The sequence below is a fragment of the Flavobacterium xizangense genome (assembly GCF_054075145.1).
Map to the genome: position 1 here is coordinate 143526 of NZ_JBSIPG010000012.1, position 17946 is coordinate 161471.

The window sequence follows — 17946 nt, forward strand, 5'->3', positions numbered from 1 at the left end:
CCCAAATACCATAATCCTAATAACCTACAATAAACTCATTCGATTTTTAAATACTGCCTAATGCAAAAAAATCCAGAGTACACTTTCTTTATAATTTACACAATCAAATCAATATCGTACATCATTATTCACAACTATATTACAACAACAATTAAATCCAATGATTAAAAAAAACAAACCCCAAATTTTATTTTTTATTCTTTTAAATTTATTTTTTTCTCTAAACGCATTTTCTCAAAAAAGTGTTTACGCTGGAATTGAAATCGGAAGAAGAGCAATAAAAGTTTCTGTTGTCGATGTAAACAACATCAGAAAAGCCGACTATAAAATTCTTTATTTTGCAACAGACAGAATTGATTTTGCTGCACATATTGCCGAAAAAGGTGAACTTCCTCAAGAAGACATCAACAAAATTGGTATTACAGTTGTCGATCAATTAAAAAAAATAAAAACTGATTTTAAACTTCTTGAAGAGAATATATTTATAGTAGCAGCTCCTGTTTTTGCACAAGCACGTAATATTGATGTTTTAAAAAGCAAAATTAATACGTTAACCAATAAAAATCTTGACGTCTTAAATGTTAACGAAGAAGCAAAAACACTTGTTAAAGGTGCAATGCCTCCAGTTGATTTTGCAAATGCGTTCTTACTTGATATTGGAGCTCAAACTACTAAAGGTGGTTATATTGATGAGCTTGAGGACGACAAATTAGAATTTATTCCTTTAGAACTTGATTTCGGAACAATGACCCTTACTGATGCAGTAAAAAAGACAGTTGTCAATCCAAATCAGGCAAATGACATGACTACTTATCAGGAAAAAGCATTTGATTTCAATCCTATTTTACGTAAAAAAGTAAAAGCATTGCTAGATGCAAATCCTCCTTTGGCTAAAAAAGAGAAAATATATTTGTCTGGTGGCGCTGTATGGGCTTTTGCAACGTTATACTATAATGACGAAATAAAAGAACATTATATTTCTTTAACTTTAGAAGATGTTATCAATTATGACGCTATTCTGAAAAATAACTTCGTAAAATTTACCAACCAGGCCAAAACCAACAAAGAAGTTGCAAGAGTTTTAAGTACTTATGACCAGCAGTATCTTATTTCAGCTAATAACATATTACAGACTTGTCTTGAAAGTATTCCAAATTTACAATCGAAAAAAGTATTCTTTGTAAAGGAAGGACAAGTAATCTGGTTGATCTCTTACATCGCAGATCGCTCTAAAAAAGTAAATACTAATTTTTAAGGTATTATTTTAAATAAAAAAAAGCTTCAGAGAAATCTGGAGCTTTTTTACTTTTATTTAGATGAAAAAAATTAATTAACCTGCAAAAGCTTATTCAGCCCTTCTCTTTCAAACAAAATCCTTCCCACTTTAATATCCGACCACCCTTTTTTTAGCTTATAAGTAAACGTTGGAATATCATCAATCAGCTCGCAGTCCAAATAATAAGTCGAAACGGTATCGTTGGTCAGATTTTTTAATTCCTGAATGTGTGTTGAAATTAAAAAATACGAATTCGAATAAATACTTACACCATTTATGGTTCGGGTACAAATTTCTAATGCATCTTCAACATTCGTTCCACTAAAAAGCTCATCAAAAACAACAAAACATCTTTTGCCGTCAGCAGCTTTTAAAACAACATCTTTAACATTAATTACTTCAGTCATAAAATGACTATAACCATTCAGGATATCATCGCGTTTGTTTATTCCGATTGAAAAATCAGTACAAAATGGAATTTCTGCCGAAGAAGCCGGAATTCCAAAACCCAAATTCCCTAAATAAAGACATAAACTTACCGATTTAAGAAAAGTAGACTTTCCAGACATATTTGGTCCATTCAATACAATTACATTGTTAATTGCCTTAAAACTGTTTTTAATAGGATTTTCAACTAATGGATGATAAAAATCATTAATATTCAGTGTCTTTTCCGTGATAACCGGAAAAACAAATTCACGTTTTGTGATTGCTTTATTGATCGACAAATACGATTCAAATAGAAATAAATCTTCCCAAAATTTTCCAATTTTTTCTTCCTGCTGCAACACAGAAATTTTAGCCGTTATTTTCTTGAGATGCTTGCTCTTTAGTTGTTTTTCCCTAATTATGTATTCATATTTACTCAATTCAAAAAAAGAAAGAAAAGACAAAATCCTGTTCAAATCTTTTCTGTATGATTCCGGAAAATGAATAAGATTCAATCTTGCAAAACAAGTTGACTCCAGCCTATAAAAAAACAATATTAATAGATGGATCTTATTGTGTGTAAGAATTTCGTCTGCAGTTGGTCCAAAAAACAAAAAGCGTTTCCAATTGATTTCTTCTTCCTTAAAATTGTTTAGAAAAAAATGAACTTCATTTAAATACAAAACAGTATAAGAATACTTTTCCAGAACCTCATTATTCAAAGCAAATCCTTTAAGAATATTTTGCCTTTCAACAATTTGGCTTTCGGTTGTTAAAGGCGTTTCTAACAGATAAAGAATCCTTTTTTTAGTGAAGCTATTCAGCGAAAAATCAAAAATAGGCAATACTTCTTCTTTTATGTTTAAATCCTGAATATTGTTCATACGCTTAAATTATCCTTAATAAATTAGGTTAGGCTGATAACTGAATTTTGTTTAATCTAAAATAGTAAAATTATTCAAAAAAAACATACCAGAAATCCATTAAATTTATAAAGTTTAGAACGTTTTAACAAATAAAGCACGCCATATTCATTAATAATCGATGAAATACATTTTTAAAACATATGTAATTAAAAAATCAAACAAAATTATCAGACAACAAAACATTAAACAAAAATCAACAAATCAATAGTTGTTTTAAATTGTGAATATCTATTTGAGAATTTGAGGCATATTTTCTCTTTAAAATCTATCTTTGACATCCTTAAAAATTACAAGAAAATGAGCGCAACTTGGTACGAATGCAAAGTAAAATATAGAAAAACAGATGAAACTGGAGGACAAAAAGTTTTAACCGAACCTTATTTGGTTGATGCTTTATCTTATACAGAAGCTGAAAAAAGAATGACCGAAGAAATGGCCGCTTACACTAGTGAAGAATTCAAAATCACAGCTATCAAAGTGGCAAATTATGCCGAAATTCATCCTTTTGAAAATGCAGACAGATGGTTTAAATCTAAAATCACTTTAATTGCTTATGATGAAGAAAGTGGTAAGGAAAGAAAAACAAGCATGTATATGCTGGTTCAGGCAAATGATGTACGCGAAGCTTTTGACAACACACTTCACGTAATGAAAAATACAATGGGAGAATATTCTATTCCAGCCATTTCAGAAACAGCAATTATGGATGTTTTTCCTTATTTCAGCGGCGAAGAAGGCGAAACAGAAATGTTGGAAAGATTCAATACCCTAAAAGCTTCCAAACCAGTAGCTGTCGAAGTTCAGGATACAAATGAATTTGATCCTGCTTATTTAGAAGAAAGTCTTTAAATTCAAGACATTTTCTAATAAATGAAAATTAAAAAAGCAAAATAGAACTCTATTTTGCTTTTTTAATTTTACACTATTTTTAATAAAGCATTTTTGCCAATGGTGTTACTGCCGAAGCTGATTTTGGCAATAAAGATGTAAGTGCATCAAATTGTGCTGGACTTATATTTTTTTTCATTTTGGCTATAAAAGACTCTCTACTTGCTGTCATTTTAGAAGTATAACCGGCCTTATCTGTAGCCATTGTAGGCAAAATGTTCTTCTTTTTATTTAAAGTTTCATTTACCAATGAATTCACAATCGGTTTTTGCGCCTCAGTTAATTTTAATTTTGGTGACAATACACCCATAACCTGATTCGAGAGACTAGCAACATCAAAAGCAGGAACTGCTGTTGTTGATGCCTTACTAGCTGCTTTTGTAATCTCTCCTACACTCTGCGCATTTGCAAATGAAATTGTCCCTAAAAGGACAGCCGCAATCAATAATTTCTTTTTCATAGTGTTTTCTTTTAAAGTTATTGCTGGGTATTAAAGGTAATAAAAATGTCAATTCAGCAGACACTAAACATCTAAATATCTGCTATTTACAATGTTCTAATGCGAAATATTCTGAATATTCAAAAATCAAAATAAATCCTATCTTAGCTACAGAATTACGCGTTGATTTAAAACCACTTAGACCACCAAAGCCAAACAAACCTAAAAAACCAAAAGCTACATGACCAAAAAGACATTTATTTTAATTGGATTTATCATTTTAAAATTTGCACTTCAATATATTTTACTGAGTCCGGAATATGATCTGCAACGCGATGAATATCTGCATCTGGATCAAGCGCATCATTTGGCTTGGGGATATCTATCAGTTCCTCCTGTAACTTCTTGGTTTTCGTATATCATTTATCTGCTAGGAAATACTGTTTTTTGGGTCAAGTTCTTCCCTGCCCTTTTTGGCGCTTTGACACTTTTAGTTGTCTGGAAAACAATTGAGGTTTTAAAAGGAAATTTATTTGCTTTGATTTTAGCTTCAACTTGCATTTTATTGTCATCGCTTTTACGATTAAACATGCTTTTTCAGCCAAATTCTCTAGACATTTTATGCTGGACCTCTTTTTATTTCGCAGTAATTCAATACATCAAAACCGAAAAAATAAAATGGCTTTATACAGGCGCCATAATTTTTGCTTTTGGTTTTCTGAATAAATACAATATTCTTTTTCTTTTAATCGGGCTTTTACCCGCACTTTTGCTTTCAAAGCAAAGAAAAATTGTTGCCGAAAAAAATCTTTATTTTGCTCTGATTTTGGGCCTAATTTTAATTCTTCCGAATCTCTTGTGGCAGTACAAAAATCATTTTCCGATTGTGCATCACATGAAAGAATTGGCCCAAACACAGCTGGTAAATGTTGATCGGGTTGGATTTTTAAAAGAACAATTATTGTTTTTTATTGGCGGATTTATCGTGATTCTTTCCTCCTTTTATGCGCTGCTTTTTTATAAACCTTTTTCAAATTATCGATTCTTTTTTCTTTCGATTGTTTTTACTCTTTTAGTTTTTATTTATTTCAAAGCTAAAGCGTATTATGCAATTGGTCTTTATCCAATTTACATTGCATTTGGCGCCGTTTTTTTAGGCGAAATTTCAAAAACAGGATGGAAACGATTCTTACAGCCCATTTTAATCCTGGTTCCGCTTTTACTTTTTATTCCAATTTATAAAGTCGCTTTTCCTAATAAAACGCCACAGGAAATAGTTGCAAAACCTGAAAAATATAAAAAATTTGGAATGCTTCGTTGGGAAGACGGAAAAGATCATGAATTACCTCAGGATTTCGCCGATATGCTGGGCTGGAAAGAATTGGCGCAAAAAACGGATTCTGTTTATGCTTTGTTTCCAAAATCAGAAAACACCTTGGTGCTTTGCGACAATTACGGTCAGGCAGGAGCAATTAATTATTACACTAAAAACGGAATTAAAGCCGTTTCTTTTAATGCCGATTATGTCAATTGGTTCAATTTGAACATCTCTTACACAAACCTAATTAGAATAAAAGAATTTGAGGAAAACAGCACTGAATTCGCAGAAACAAGTCCGTTTTTTGAAAAAGCTACAATTAGTGGTGAGATAACAAACAAATTTGCCCGTGAATATAAAACCACAATTTTTGTTTTTACCAAAGCTAAAATCAATATCAACAAAAGATTAGAGCAGGAAATTAAAGAAGAGAAAAATTACGACAAATAAATGATCGATTTCAGCACAATTGAATATTTAAAATCTGGAAATGAAAGACAAATTCTGGCTTATGAAATTTTGACAAAAAACAAAATCTTAGAAGCCTTGGTTGAATTTGATCCAATTCTCGTTGGCACAATTCCAATAAATATTGACATTGAAAACAGTGATCTTGATATTATTTGTTATTGGCAAAATAAAAATCATTTTGTCGAAAAAGTCACTTCTCTTTTTAAAAATAAATCCGATTTTACAATTAGAGAAACTGTTATAAATCAACACGAATCTATAGTTGGAAATTTCAAATTAGATGATTTTGAAATTGAAATATTTGGACAAAATATTCCAACCAAAAATCAAAACGGCTACAGACACATGATTATCGAACACCAAATTCTGGAATTGCGAGACGAAAATTTTCGGCAGGAAATTATAAAACTGAAACAAAACGGATACAAAACTGAGCCTGCATTTGCCAAATTATTAGGTTTAAAAAGTGATCCTTATTTAGAATTACTGAATTATAAAATCTAATTACAAAACTAAAATAATCACAATTCACTATACAACAAATAGTTACAATCCAAATTTATTAAAATAAAAATATTTCACTAATTCCTTTGAAAAACTGTATTTAGTGTTTATCTTTGCACCCGAAACATCGCGGGATAGAGCAGTAGGCAGCTCGTCGGGCTCATAACCCGAAGGTCACAGGTTCGAGTCCTGTTCCCGCTACTAATTGGGACAAAGAAGAAAATTTCTTCTTTGTCCCTTTTTTATTTAGCCCTATCAGCCTGTTAATACTGTAGATGAGATGCACTACTTCGTTTACTCTAGCGGTTCGAAACCCGTTTTCTGAGATCGTAAAATTCTCAGGAAAAATCGAACCTAATAAATCTCTCGATTCAATCCAGTTGCCGTTTTCATAATATTCGTTAAGCTTCATCAGATTCTCAACTCCAGTTTTTAAAAGTTCTTCGATATCTTTATTCTCATCATCAATGCCAGATAATTTAAGTTCAAGCCTTCTTACCATCTCTCCATAATCTGACTTCATGTCTCGGTAGTCCGAAGCATCTATCTGTTTTGTTGCAAGAAGATCTCTCGCATTTGAGATTCTGGTTTCATAATCCTTGATCTGGCTTATGATTTTATTTTTCTCTTCCAAGACATCTTTAATCTGTTCTCTATAACAGTCGCCTATTACATTGGCATAAATGTTTTTGATTTCAGGAATCGGCACATACTTTTTCAGGTTCTGTATAAATATCTCATTGGCCGTTTCCGAATTTATTCTATATCTGCATCCTGCACTGCAGTGGTAATAAGGATAATATTTATGTCGTCCTTTAGATATGCTTCCAGTCAATATTTTCCCGCAGTCGGGACAGATGAAAAAACCTCTCAGCGGAAAAGGCTTGCCTGAAAGAGCTTTTGGAAGATATTTGCGGGATCTCCCGTCAAGAACATCCTGAACTTTATAGAAAAGCATTTCCGAAATTAAAGCTTCGTGCTGTCCTCTCACTAAAGTGCGTTCCTCATCCTTATATTTAGGAACTTCTATCTTTCCACAGTAAAGAGGATTGCGGATCGCTCTCCAGAAATGGTTCTTGCCTGCTTTAAGCCCCTTTTCTTTTGCCATGTGAAGCACCTGTTCCGTATTGAAGATTCCTTTGGAAAGTTCTTCAAAAGCCCATTTTAAAATAGAGGCTTCTGGCTGGTCGAATGCAATATATTTTGTCCCGTCTTCTTTTACTCGGTTAACATATCCAATGGGAGCAATTCCCATATATCTCCCTTCTTTTCTAGCTCTTCTCATTCCGTGAAAGGTATTCAGGGCTCTACGGTCATTCTCCACCTCGGGAGCAGCCAGATAAAAAGCCAGCATCATTTTGTTCTCAGGTATTGATAGATCCAAAGGCTGTTCTATTGCCTGAGGCTCAACTCCCAATTTTCTGAGGATACTGATCATCTGGTATGCATCTCCTGCATTTCTGCTGAACCTGTCCCATTTGGTAAACAGCAGAAGATCGGTTTTATTCTTATGCTTCTTTAAATCCGCAAGCAGTTTCTTCCACTGCGGACGGTTGAATGTCTTTGCCGAATGGTCTTCATAAATAACGTGTCTTATTTCAACTGCATTTATTTCGCAGTACTTGCGAAGCATTTCTTCCTGATTTCTCTGTGAGTAGCCCCTGTCAGCCTGCTCATCGGTACTCACTCTCACGTATAGGTCTGCTATTTTTCTCATCTTTTTTCTTTAAATAGTTTGAAACTGCCATGTTTGCCAGTTTTCTTAAAAATTCTAAAATCATTACCGCCTGTTCCAGCGTCACTTCCACTCCTTCATCTTTCAGCATTTTTCTGGTCTTTTCTGCCGTCATTTTTCCTCTTTCTTCTCTTCCATCCTTCTCCATTTGAAATTCCTCTTCATTAAAAAAAGACCGAGCCTCGGTCTTTTTTGTTCCACAATCATTCATCGCTATAAAGCTATAACACTTTTTTCATTTTACCCTGATCAAAATTTGGGTAGGATAACACAAATATAAAACCTAATCAACTGATGATCATAAGTAAAATTTACTTATCATCACTCAATCCAATTTTTGATTCTAACAAAGATAAAATGCTTTTCCCTCAATGTCATGGACATAATATGTTCATGAAAACGGTACTTAAACCATTGCTATGCGCAGTATTCATTTATCTTCTTTCTTTTCATTGAGCATTCTGTATATTTCATCCAGAACCTCTATTTCAGAACTTGGAATCAGCTGAAGTGCAAGCTCCAGAACCGAGCCTATATAAATCTCCCTGTTATCCAGTTCATCCGAATAAACAACATTCAGGCACATTCTAATCAGATTCACTCCAAGACAAGTCATATCTGCATAACCATAAAATCTTATCTCACGTACTGATTCCCCGTCTTTGTCCTGAGCAGATTTGAGCAGTTTAAAATGATAAGATGCAAAATCTTTAAATTCTTCCAGTGTTTTTATTTTGTCAGTCTCCATAATTTTCAAATATTAAATCTTAATCTTGACATTCTGTTTCTTCTTTATTTTCTGAAAACAGATCCGTAATCTCATTTAAAAATTCAAGTTCGTCAACTGGTAATAACTGAAGAGCAATTCCCAGTATAAGCCCAACATCAATATATTGGTTTTGAATCGTAGGCGGAACTTCTGCGCTGTCCTGATCTAAAGCGATAATGCACAGCTTCATTAGGTTTCTAACAACAGAACCGAGCTCACAATAGCCATAAACCCTGATTTCTGCATTATACATCCCTCTTTTGTCCTCTGCTTTTTTCAGGGTATTAAGTAGTTTTCCGCTTAACACTCTGACGTCTTCCAGTTTTTTGATTTCATCGGTTTCCATGATTTCCGCTTTTATGCTGATAATGTCACATCCTGATGAATTCCCTCAAGCCTCTCCAGTTCCTTCTGAATCATGGCTTCTGCTTCTTTCATAAAATCACGGCATCTGTCTTCCATCAGCCCATAGTACAGATAATCAAAACTGTTCCTTCTGCTGAATCGAAGCGTGTTCGGATTCTTTTTCAAAAGCTTGAACATATTTTTTTCATCCCTGCTGTTTCGGGGAAAGTATTCAGAAGTCAAGCTCGTGAAGTATTCGCAAAGCTCAAATAAGTAGCCCAGAGAAAAATGATTAGGCGTATATCCCAGAAATACCCTTATAAGGGAAAGGCAGGTCTGTTCCACTATCTGATGAAGGGAACACATTCTGACTTCATACGAAAAATACTGGTCGTTATTATAGATTAGATCCCATATTGATGCAGTAACATTTCTTCTGTCTCCTGCGTATGCTGAAGTGCTTTTCACATATCTCTTTTCTGGATTCTTAGCCCAGATTACAGGCGACCTGTATGCATCTATATGGATTCTCTGCGCATTCTTAAAAATGTTCCAGAAGAAATACTGCTGGTCTCCATATAGTTTTATAATATTTCTCACTCGGTGAAGCAGAATTGTGACGGTTATCTGACCTCTTGACCTGCTCTTTATTTTATCGGTGATGTCATTGCCTATGTTATCCTCGAACTCTTCGGCTATGATTAGCAGATAAAGATGAATATGCTTTTCTTTCTGAACGGGCTTCTGAAAAGGCTCATTAAAAGTATAACTGCTTTTCTTCTCTGCAAAACAGTAAATGCCTATCGGATCTATGTTCTGTGAAATAACTCGATAAATTAAATCGGATGCGGTGTTTTGAATTGCTTTCATAATTTTATACATTTTAGTTAATACTTGTCTGAAAAATTGTATTTTTGCTAAACACACTGGCAAGTAAGCGATTAACCGTATGGTACGCTATCAAAATGTCCCGTACCGTACATAAGAAAATATGTATCATACATAAATCTGGCTTTTTTATCCTTAATTATTATCTTTGGACTATGAGTACATTAACAAAACCAAATCACATGGGGCGTAAGATCAGCCGTATCCGTGAACTGAAAGACATGAAGCAGGAAGCACTGGCGCAGGCTATGGGTACCAACCAGCAGGCTGTTTCTATTTTGGAAAACAGTGAAACCATTGATGATGAAAAATTAAAAGAAGTGGCAAAAGCTTTAGATGTAAGCGTGGAAGCAATTAAAAACTTTTCTGATGAAGGCGTAATTAATTATTTCAACACTTTTAATGAAGCTGTTGCAAATAATAATTTTGGGCGACAAGATACCATTAACTTTAATCCGATAGATAAGGTTGTTGAGCTTTATGAACGTTTAGTTCAAGCAGAAAAAGACAAAGTGGAATATTTGGAAAAATTACTAAAAGACAAATAAGCTTTTAAAAGATATATTAATTCAAACAAAAAAGAGACTCTAAAGTCTCTTTTTTGTTATAAAAACTAAGTTAGTTTTGTTGTTTTATTTAGTGTAATTCGTTTTATTTCTTCTTTAATGGCTAAAAAATCTTTAGAAAAATACATTCCAATAAAATGTTCTGCAAGACTCCAATCTTCAAGCAAAATCAATAATTCCTTATCTTGATTCTCCCCATAAATGTATAACAAAGATAAGTCTTTATAGATTTTGAGTACATATTCTTCTTGAATATGACCGATCCAGAATACACCATTTTCATCATACCTTTTTTTAATTTCCTCAACAGCATTAACAGCATCAGCAATTTCTGCATTATCAATCGACACTCCCCATCCCTTTTCAATCCAAAATTCAGTCATAGTCTTATACCTTTATAAATTCAATATCGGCTTATATTTAGGAAAAGATCTCCTTCTTTATTTCAAATATATTAAAAAAACTTCTTAATACATAGATGTCCAACTACTTAAATAAGTTGTATTCAAATATGCCATATTTTCGGTACGAAATAAAATAGAAAGAAAAAACAATAATTAAAATCTAAAGAAAAAAAAGCAAAGCAAGTTATTGGACACAGCCAGAGAAGTGCGCATAACATTTTTATCGTTCCTCAAAAAATGCCCTTCGGGACTTATAGCACTTCAACTGTCTGAATGTCCAATTTATAGACTGCTTTCTTTTTTTCCTTTTTCTTTTTTTTAGCATTTATTCATTGTAACAGTCTACAGCCATCATGACCATATTTTGCGCATGATACATTCAAATATTTTCGCTAAATTAGAAGCCTGCTTTTAAAAATCTCCAAAGATTGCCACGTTCCTGCAATCAGCAAGATGAACGGTTGTTTAACAACCGCCTATCTTGCCACCCATTGCCTCGGAACTCGGCGGTGGAGAAACTTAAAAGCAAAGAGTTTGATAACAATGAAAATGAAAGATGATGAAAAGTGAAAATTCAAACAGAACACGAATCGTGGGACTGCGATTCACTCCTTTGGAGTATGCCGAACTGGAAAAAAGATTCAGAGCCAGCACCTGCCGAAAATTAAGTGACCACATCAGGAGCCACTTATTCAACAAACCAATTGTAGCTACATACAGAAACCAGTCTTTAGACGATCTTATGGAAGAGACAGCCGTCCTTACTTCCGAATTAAGGGCAATCGGCAATAATATCAATCAGATTGCCAGAAAGATAAACACCCTCAAAACTGTTCCCGATTTTAAAGGGCATCTTTATCTATTCGAAATCCAGAGAAAAAGACTTTTTGATAAAATGGAAGAGGTCTCAGGCCACACCCAGAAAATAGCAGAAAAATGGTTGCAGTGATAAAAACAAGCTCGTCCATAAGAGGCATTCTGAATTACAACGAAAATAAAGTTGAGATCGGAAAAGCGGAATGCATAAGTGCCGTGAATTATCCGATGAAGCTGGAAAAGCTCAGTTTCACTTCAAAATTAAACCGCTTTCTAAAACTGGCAGAACTCAATACCAATACGAAGAGAAACACGGTGCATATCTCGTTGAACTTTGATCCTTCGGAGAATCATTCGAAAGAAAAACTGGCTGAAATCGCAGACACTTATATGGAAAAACTGGGATTCGGCAGACAGCCTTATCTGGTGTATCAGCATTATGATGCAGGGCATCCGCACTGCCATATAGTGACAAACAACATTCAGAGAGACGGAAAAAGAATCGACCTTCATTTACTAGGCATTAGAAAATCAGAACCTGCCCGAAAAGAAATTGAAGAAATGTTTGGACTTGTAAAAGCAGAAGGAAGAAAACAGAAAGAACAATTTTCGTTAAATCCGATAGATGCCGGCAGAGTCCAATACGGAAAAGCAGAGTCCAGAAAGGCGATCAATTCAGTTTTAAATCAGGTGTTGTATAATTATAAATATTCAAGCCTGCCTGAACTCAATGCGGTTTTAAACCTCTATAATGTACATGCTGACAGAGGAAGCGAGGAATCAAGAGTTTTCAAAAACAACGGACTGCTTTACAAGATACTTGACCAGAACTCAAAACCGATAGGCGTGCCGATAAAAGCCAGTGAATTCTACAGCAGACCCACCTTAAAATTTCTGGAGGAAAAATTCAGGGTAAACGAAACAAAGAAGCAATACGGCAAAAGCCACGTTAAAAATGCTTTGAGACAGGCTTTTTTTGATGAAAGAATGACTTCTGTAGAGAGATTATCTGAAAGGCTCAAAGATGAAGCCATTCATACCGTTTTAAGAAAAAGCAGTGAGGGAAAACTTTATGGAATTACTTTTATAGACTTTAAGACACAGTCGGTTGTGAATGGAAGCAGTCTGGGAAAAGAATTCAGTGCAAAAGGGATTCAGGAAAATTGTGCAATGAACATTCTTGCACTTGAAAGAAAATATGAAAATTCTGTTTCAAGAAATTCTGAGGACATTCAATATCCTGAATCAAGAGAGTATGTGAAAGAAAATCTTGCAGATATTCTGCTTCGCGGAGAAAAAATAAACGAATATGTTTCTAAACAGTTTAAACAGAAGAAGAAAAGAAGAAGAATATTTAAAGGACTATAAGAAGGTTTAATGATGCAAATTGCACCATTAATTTTGCCTCCATTTTTTTATCACCTTCCCTTTTTCTTTATATATTTAATTATTTCAAGTCTTTCATTTTTACTATCTTTATGGCTAACTTTTTAATAAATACTAATCTAAAAATATTGTATAATAAAAATGAAATTTTCTTTAAACCCTAATTTTATTAAATCATCAAATCTAATTTTTATATCTGCTGGACTTGGTCTTATCAACTTTTTACTTTCACCTGATATACTTTCTTCAAAAAAAAACATAATTATTAGTATAATTACTATTGTCATAATTTTAGTAGTAGGACTTCTTATTAGATTAGAAATTACTTGGATAAAATACCTTTTACTAATTTTGATTATTTTAGGTTTAAATTCTTTGCCTATGCTCTTAAAAGATGAATTCTCAACACATCCTTTGAATGCCCTTATAACAATACTACAGTCAATAGCACAAATTTACGCTACAATATTACTATTCAAAAGTAAAACAAATTAAAATTATTTTAATTACGGCCATAAAGCAAAAAAGAGAAACTAAGTTTCTCTTTTTTACTTTTTATATACTAAATGATGGGATAAAAATCTTTTATTTTAGTTGTCGGGACATCTTTGTATAATGATGTTAAAATCTTGTCTATGTTCTTTGAAAACAAACAGGAAATAATGACTTCTTGATCATTATTCATTATTATTTTTGCATAAAAATAATCTTCAAAAGGAAAATTTCTAAGAGCCAAACCTGCACATTTAGTTCCTGACATATAAAAATTAATTGTTTTAAAATCTCCTTTATTATATATCACTAATTGATCATTACTAGTAAAGCTAATATGTTCTTCATTTAATTCATAAACACATCCTTTCCCTTCATTATAATAATTTTGATGTATATAAATTGTGGGAAGTACAAATACAATTAATATTGGAATATTTATATATGTAATACTTTTAATATCTAATTTGAAATAAATCATTACAAAATTAATTAATATAACAATTATCAATAAGGTTGATAAAGCTTTTACATGTTTAAAAAAAGTTAATTCTAATTTCATTTTATCGTTTCATATTTGAGCCTGCAAGATTTACAGTATTTATAAATTGATTGTAACTACCTTGGATTTCAGAAGATACTTTGTCATAAGCTTGTTCTAAACCAGCCATTCCTGCGCCAAGTAGCCCCCCAGTGACTGCCCCCGCTGCAGTCCCTGCTGCAGGGCAAACTGCTGTACCAACTTCAGCACCAACTGTTGAACTAGCAATAGCACCAGCTATAATCCCTCCAGTGCGAAATGTAGCTCTACCAGCTCCAATATCCCCATTTGCTAAATCTACGCCAGTTTTTGCAAGTTCTAATCCTGTTCCTAAGTTACCAGTTACTCCTCCAACGGCTTCTACTGATTTGCTTGTAACACCTAGCATTTGAAGAGTCATAACACTAGTATCAACTGAAGAATTAAAATCCGCTACTTGATTTATTACGTTGCTAACTTGGCTCAAAGGAGCTTGATCAACAGCGACATCAGCTTTTCCATTCACTGTGAATTGACCATTGTCTCCTAATGCAACTTTAGTTCCTTTTGATGAAGTATATGTTTCTCCAACCGCTTTATAAGTGGAATTATTACCATAGTATTCGGTAGCTGATTTTTGATCAGTAACGCGACTATCATATACCATTTGCCCATCTTCTGTTCTAACCCAATCATCTGCTTGCATTCCATCTGGATCAATAAAATAGATAGGATTATTAAGAGCATATGTAAATGGGGAAAAACGTCTAGATGTTTCTGCCTTAGGATCTATATTCATCCAACGCCCAATAGCAGGGTCATAATTTCTCGCTCCATAATCGTACATCGCAAGCCCCAGCTCGTCTTGGAGCTCCTTGCCGTTGTACTTATACTTATTATTTGTCGCCACATAATCATTATATCCTTTATGTTTCAATCCAAAAGGATAATAATTATTCTCTTCGATAATTTCAAGAACTTGTGTGGTTGGGTTTTTAGCATAACTCAAACGAATGTTACCTAAATGATCTTTGTACTGGAAAACATAAGAAAGCGCTCCACTTGTATTTTTCACATAACCTTCAGCAGTCGGGAAAAACTCCAAAACATTGTTTTTGTACTGAAAACCTCCTAAATAATTAGTATTGTCGGTAACTGTGCCTTGTGTTACTATTTTCTCGAGTTTCTGTCCTGTTGCGTTGTAAATGTACTCAATACTGCCTGTTGTTCCAAATGTTATTTTCTTTGGGAGATTCAGTTGGTTGTAAGTTATGGCAGTAATGTTCTTGTTCTTGTCTGTGATCATATTGCCGTTGGCATCATAGGTATAATCATCGCCAGTCTTATTGACATCGTTAAAACCGCTAGTGTTGTTTGAACTGTCAGTAACCTTAGCAAGCTGGTTTGAATTAGACGGATAAGTATAGGACAGATTATCTATACCAATAATTCCCGTCTGTGGGTCGACATCGCCATTTCTGGCCAAAGACATGATATTGCCATTTTTGTCATAAGTCAAATTTTCATCGTATGCATTTGTTGTCAGACCGCTCTTTTCGTAAATAGCATTTTTTAAACGATTTAGATTGTCGTATTTGTATCCATAGCCACGGTCTGTATTATCAGCACCGGTCCTCCATAACGTTTCAGAAATATTTCCGTTGTACAATCCATTTACTCCAGAAATTCCAGCCGATGTTGTATTGTAGCTGATCTTGAATGCAAAAAGATCTTTTGGATCTGATTCGAACTGTAGGTTTCCCGTTTTGTTAATTTCAGTAAGCCAACCTCTGATGTTATAAGAAAAATCGACTTTCTGCAATGGACTTCCTGCTGTATTTCCTACTTTTTTATTGTTTAGCTTTCCTAATTCATCGTAATCGTTGGATGCCAATAACTGAACCGCGCCTCCATTGATCTGATGCGTGTGTGTAAGCAAACGATCTTGAGGAGAATATGTAAAATCCTCCCTTATTGTAAGTTCCGTATCGCCTGAAGTACGTTTGTGCTTGGCAATGGTATATATAGTTTTTCCACCAAAATCAAGCTTAGAGTCTGTATAGGTATAACCTCCCAAATGATTCTGCAAATAAGTTCTTATTGCTCGTGACTTCGCGTCATAAAACGTAGTAGTCGTCTCGCCTGCCGTTGAAGAAGCAGCTGACAATGCTCTAGTCCATGTTCCGGAAGTAAGACCTTTTATGTTTGCCAGAACCGTCTGTCCTTCCACCGCTGAAGGAACTGTCTGGGCTCCTGGGAAAGTGTAATTATCGTAATAATTGACCGTCAGAAGCTTGAAGCTTGTCGGAGTGTTCGCATTTGTGTAATAAGCTTGAATCCCATCAATACTTCCTGAAGTCTGCTTGGTCTCAAACAAGGCGGCTGAATTCTGTGCTGTCTGCAATGTATTTCTTGCTGCAGAACTCACAGCCTGATTACTCCATCCCGTATATATAGGACGGCCAAAAGCATCGTATTTAGTTATAATCCACCCCACTGCGGTATCGTCCTTGAACGGCGAAAATGCAGGACCAGTCGCTACAGGTCTGTCTAATCTATCATAGACTATGAATTCCCATTGCTTGCCCGGAAGCTTTTTCTCTATCAAACGGTTTCTGTTATCATATTTATACTGATAGCATAAATCATCTAAAATTTGGGTATTAATTGTACCTTCTGCTTTTGGAGGCAATACATAAGTCAGGTTTCCATAAATGTCATAAACATAGTATGTATCATAATTAACGCCTAAATCATAGGTTCTTTTTAAAACAACCTGTCCTTCCTTGTTTTTGAACTCTACAGTTGATCCAGATGTTTCTGAAGGATTTGCCGCAGAATTCTCATCGTAGGTAATAGTTTTGCTCAGTTCTCCAAGTGCATAATAACTTCCCGCATCTGAAAAAGAAATATCGTACAAGCCAGTGCCTGAATTCCATAATGTTCCTGCTTTATACAGCTTTACCTCGCTAGCTAAATTCGTCTTGTAATCGAATTTGATTTCATGCCCTGCGTCCATTGCCCATGGTGTTCCTGTCGCTCCTTGTTTAATAACCCTATTCAGAGGAGATTGTTCTAGTTTCTTTTGCGAGAATGGATTTGATGTGTTTTCATATTTTGGTGTATTGTAAAACGTGATCGTATTTGCTCCCGCATTTACATTGTAAGCCATATTAGCTGAAGTCGCTACATAAGGCAGATACTCGAGAACCTGACGTCCAAAATCGTCATACCCAATATGTGTTACAATATCTTTCCCTGTTGAAGACTGCTGATTGGCTATCTGCTGCATAGGCCTTCCAAGTCCGTCAAAATAAGTAATATTAATCTGTACTTTATTGACTGGTGAAGAAACAAAAGGCGTTGTTGTCGGTTCTTTGTATGTTTTGCTTATAATGTAATTATAATCAGATGTCGGATTTGCAAGATTTGAACAATCTGAGCTTGTTCCTTGAAGAAGCGGACAATTGTCTGTATTGTCTCGGACATAATTTCCAGCTGGGGCTGTACATTGTTGTACAAAATTCAAAGGATCACCTAATCCGTCCAAATCATTGTCAGCATACCATTTTGTATTAGGGTTTATAGAAGCATCTGCATCATTACAGTCTGTATTGTTGGTTACATAATTATTAGGTTTGTTACTGTAATATACCGACAATGATGCATTTCCATAACCGTCTCCATCGCCGTCATAATAAAAATTCTGTGGTGTAATATTGGTTATGTTGGCTGTTGAATCATTAATATCTAACGCATTTCTAACATATCCTC

Annotated in this window: 18 protein-coding genes and 1 tRNA gene; 9 read left to right on the forward strand and 10 right to left on the reverse strand. The window is 34.3% G+C overall.

Going from position 1 to position 17946, the window contains the following annotated elements:
- Positions 1 to 160 precede the first annotated feature (160 nt).
- Positions 161 to 1255, forward strand: a complete 1095-nt coding sequence (locus ACWA1B_RS19880) for a Ppx/GppA phosphatase family protein (RefSeq protein WP_456909953.1) — start codon at positions 161 to 163, stop codon at positions 1253 to 1255.
- Positions 1256 to 1326: 71 nt separating this feature from the next.
- Here ACWA1B_RS19880 and ACWA1B_RS19885 read toward each other — a convergent pair whose 3' ends face one another.
- On the reverse strand, positions 1327 to 2589 hold the full coding sequence (locus tag ACWA1B_RS19885) for a MutS-related protein (protein WP_456909955.1): 1263 nt from the start codon (positions 2587 to 2589) through the stop codon (positions 1327 to 1329).
- 339 nt (positions 2590 to 2928) lie between these two features.
- Here ACWA1B_RS19885 and ACWA1B_RS19890 point away from each other — a divergent pair, with 339 nt between their 5' ends.
- Positions 2929 to 3480: a DUF4494 domain-containing protein gene (locus tag ACWA1B_RS19890; protein ID WP_456909957.1), complete on the forward strand. Its 552-nt coding sequence runs from the start codon at positions 2929 to 2931 to the stop codon at positions 3478 to 3480.
- A gap of 79 nt (positions 3481 to 3559) precedes the next feature.
- Here the strand turns inward: ACWA1B_RS19890 and ACWA1B_RS19895 are convergent, their stop codons facing one another.
- Positions 3560 to 3979, reverse strand: a complete 420-nt coding sequence (locus ACWA1B_RS19895; protein WP_456909959.1) for a hypothetical protein — start codon at positions 3977 to 3979, stop codon at positions 3560 to 3562.
- A gap of 220 nt (positions 3980 to 4199) precedes the next feature.
- Between ACWA1B_RS19895 and ACWA1B_RS19900 the strand changes: the two genes are divergently transcribed.
- From ACWA1B_RS19900 to ACWA1B_RS19910, 3 genes are all read left to right on the forward strand, one after another.
- Complete coding sequence (locus tag ACWA1B_RS19900; RefSeq protein WP_456909961.1) at positions 4200 to 5726, forward strand: ArnT family glycosyltransferase; 1527 nt, start codon at positions 4200 to 4202, stop codon at positions 5724 to 5726.
- A complete protein-coding gene (locus ACWA1B_RS19905) occupies positions 5727 to 6251 on the forward strand; it encodes a DUF4269 domain-containing protein (RefSeq protein ID WP_456909963.1) in 525 nt (174 codons plus the stop codon).
- 128 nt (positions 6252 to 6379) lie between these two features.
- A tRNA-Met gene (locus ACWA1B_RS19910) sits at positions 6380 to 6452 on the forward strand.
- Here the strand turns inward: ACWA1B_RS19910 and ACWA1B_RS19915 are convergent.
- The 5 genes from ACWA1B_RS19915 to ACWA1B_RS19935 form a co-directional block, all read right to left on the reverse strand.
- Positions 6412 to 7968, reverse strand: a complete 1557-nt coding sequence (locus ACWA1B_RS19915) for a recombinase family protein (protein ID WP_456909989.1) — start codon at positions 7966 to 7968, stop codon at positions 6412 to 6414. The genes ACWA1B_RS19910 and ACWA1B_RS19915 overlap by 41 nt on opposite strands.
- Positions 7925 to 8197 (reverse strand): hypothetical protein, encoded by a 273-nt coding sequence (locus ACWA1B_RS19920; protein ID WP_160781115.1) that lies wholly within the window; start codon positions 8195 to 8197, stop codon positions 7925 to 7927. Before ACWA1B_RS19920 ends, ACWA1B_RS19915 begins: the two co-directional genes overlap by 44 nt.
- 219 nt (positions 8198 to 8416) lie before the next feature.
- A complete protein-coding gene (locus ACWA1B_RS19925) occupies positions 8417 to 8734 on the reverse strand; it encodes a hypothetical protein (protein ID WP_456909966.1) in 318 nt (105 codons plus the stop codon).
- A gap of 19 nt (positions 8735 to 8753) precedes the next feature.
- Positions 8754 to 9101, reverse strand: a complete 348-nt coding sequence (locus ACWA1B_RS19930) for a hypothetical protein (RefSeq protein WP_456909968.1) — start codon at positions 9099 to 9101, stop codon at positions 8754 to 8756.
- 11 nt (positions 9102 to 9112) lie between these two features.
- Positions 9113 to 9970, reverse strand: a complete 858-nt coding sequence (locus ACWA1B_RS19935; protein WP_456909970.1) for a hypothetical protein — start codon at positions 9968 to 9970, stop codon at positions 9113 to 9115.
- A gap of 173 nt (positions 9971 to 10143) precedes the next feature.
- Between ACWA1B_RS19935 and ACWA1B_RS19940 the strand changes: the two genes are divergently transcribed.
- Complete coding sequence (locus ACWA1B_RS19940) at positions 10144 to 10536, forward strand: helix-turn-helix domain-containing protein (RefSeq protein WP_456909972.1); 393 nt, start codon at positions 10144 to 10146, stop codon at positions 10534 to 10536.
- A 65-nt stretch (positions 10537 to 10601) separates the two neighbouring features.
- On the opposite strand, the gene ACWA1B_RS19945 is transcribed toward ACWA1B_RS19940, so the two are convergent.
- Entirely contained in the window at positions 10602 to 10937 is a 336-nt protein-coding gene (locus ACWA1B_RS19945; protein ID WP_456909974.1) for a hypothetical protein, read from the reverse strand.
- 577 nt (positions 10938 to 11514) lie between these two features.
- On the opposite strand from ACWA1B_RS19945, the gene ACWA1B_RS19950 reads away from it, so the two are divergent.
- The 3 genes from ACWA1B_RS19950 (at position 11515) to ACWA1B_RS19960 (ending at position 13655) form a co-directional block, all read left to right on the forward strand.
- Positions 11515 to 11907 carry a plasmid mobilization protein gene (locus ACWA1B_RS19950; RefSeq protein WP_456909976.1) on the forward strand — a complete coding sequence of 131 codons (393 nt, stop codon included), beginning with the start codon at positions 11515 to 11517 and terminating at the stop codon, positions 11905 to 11907.
- Positions 11895 to 13142 (forward strand): relaxase/mobilization nuclease domain-containing protein, encoded by a 1248-nt coding sequence (locus ACWA1B_RS19955; protein WP_456909978.1) that lies wholly within the window; start codon positions 11895 to 11897, stop codon positions 13140 to 13142. The genes ACWA1B_RS19950 and ACWA1B_RS19955 overlap by 13 nt, the downstream gene beginning before the upstream one ends.
- A gap of 159 nt (positions 13143 to 13301) precedes the next feature.
- On the forward strand, positions 13302 to 13655 hold the full coding sequence (locus ACWA1B_RS19960; protein WP_456909980.1) for a hypothetical protein: 354 nt from the start codon (positions 13302 to 13304) through the stop codon (positions 13653 to 13655).
- A gap of 67 nt (positions 13656 to 13722) precedes the next feature.
- Here the strand turns inward: ACWA1B_RS19960 and ACWA1B_RS19965 are convergent, their stop codons facing one another.
- Both ACWA1B_RS19965 and ACWA1B_RS19970 read right to left on the reverse strand, forming a co-directional pair.
- Positions 13723 to 14214, reverse strand: coding sequence for a hypothetical protein (locus tag ACWA1B_RS19965; protein WP_456909982.1), 492 nt, complete (start codon positions 14212 to 14214; stop codon positions 13723 to 13725).
- A 1-nt stretch (position 14215) separates the two neighbouring features.
- Positions 14216 to 17946, reverse strand: a 3731-nt coding sequence (locus ACWA1B_RS19970; protein WP_456909984.1) for a DUF6443 domain-containing protein, incomplete at its 5' end; no start/stop codon positions are given.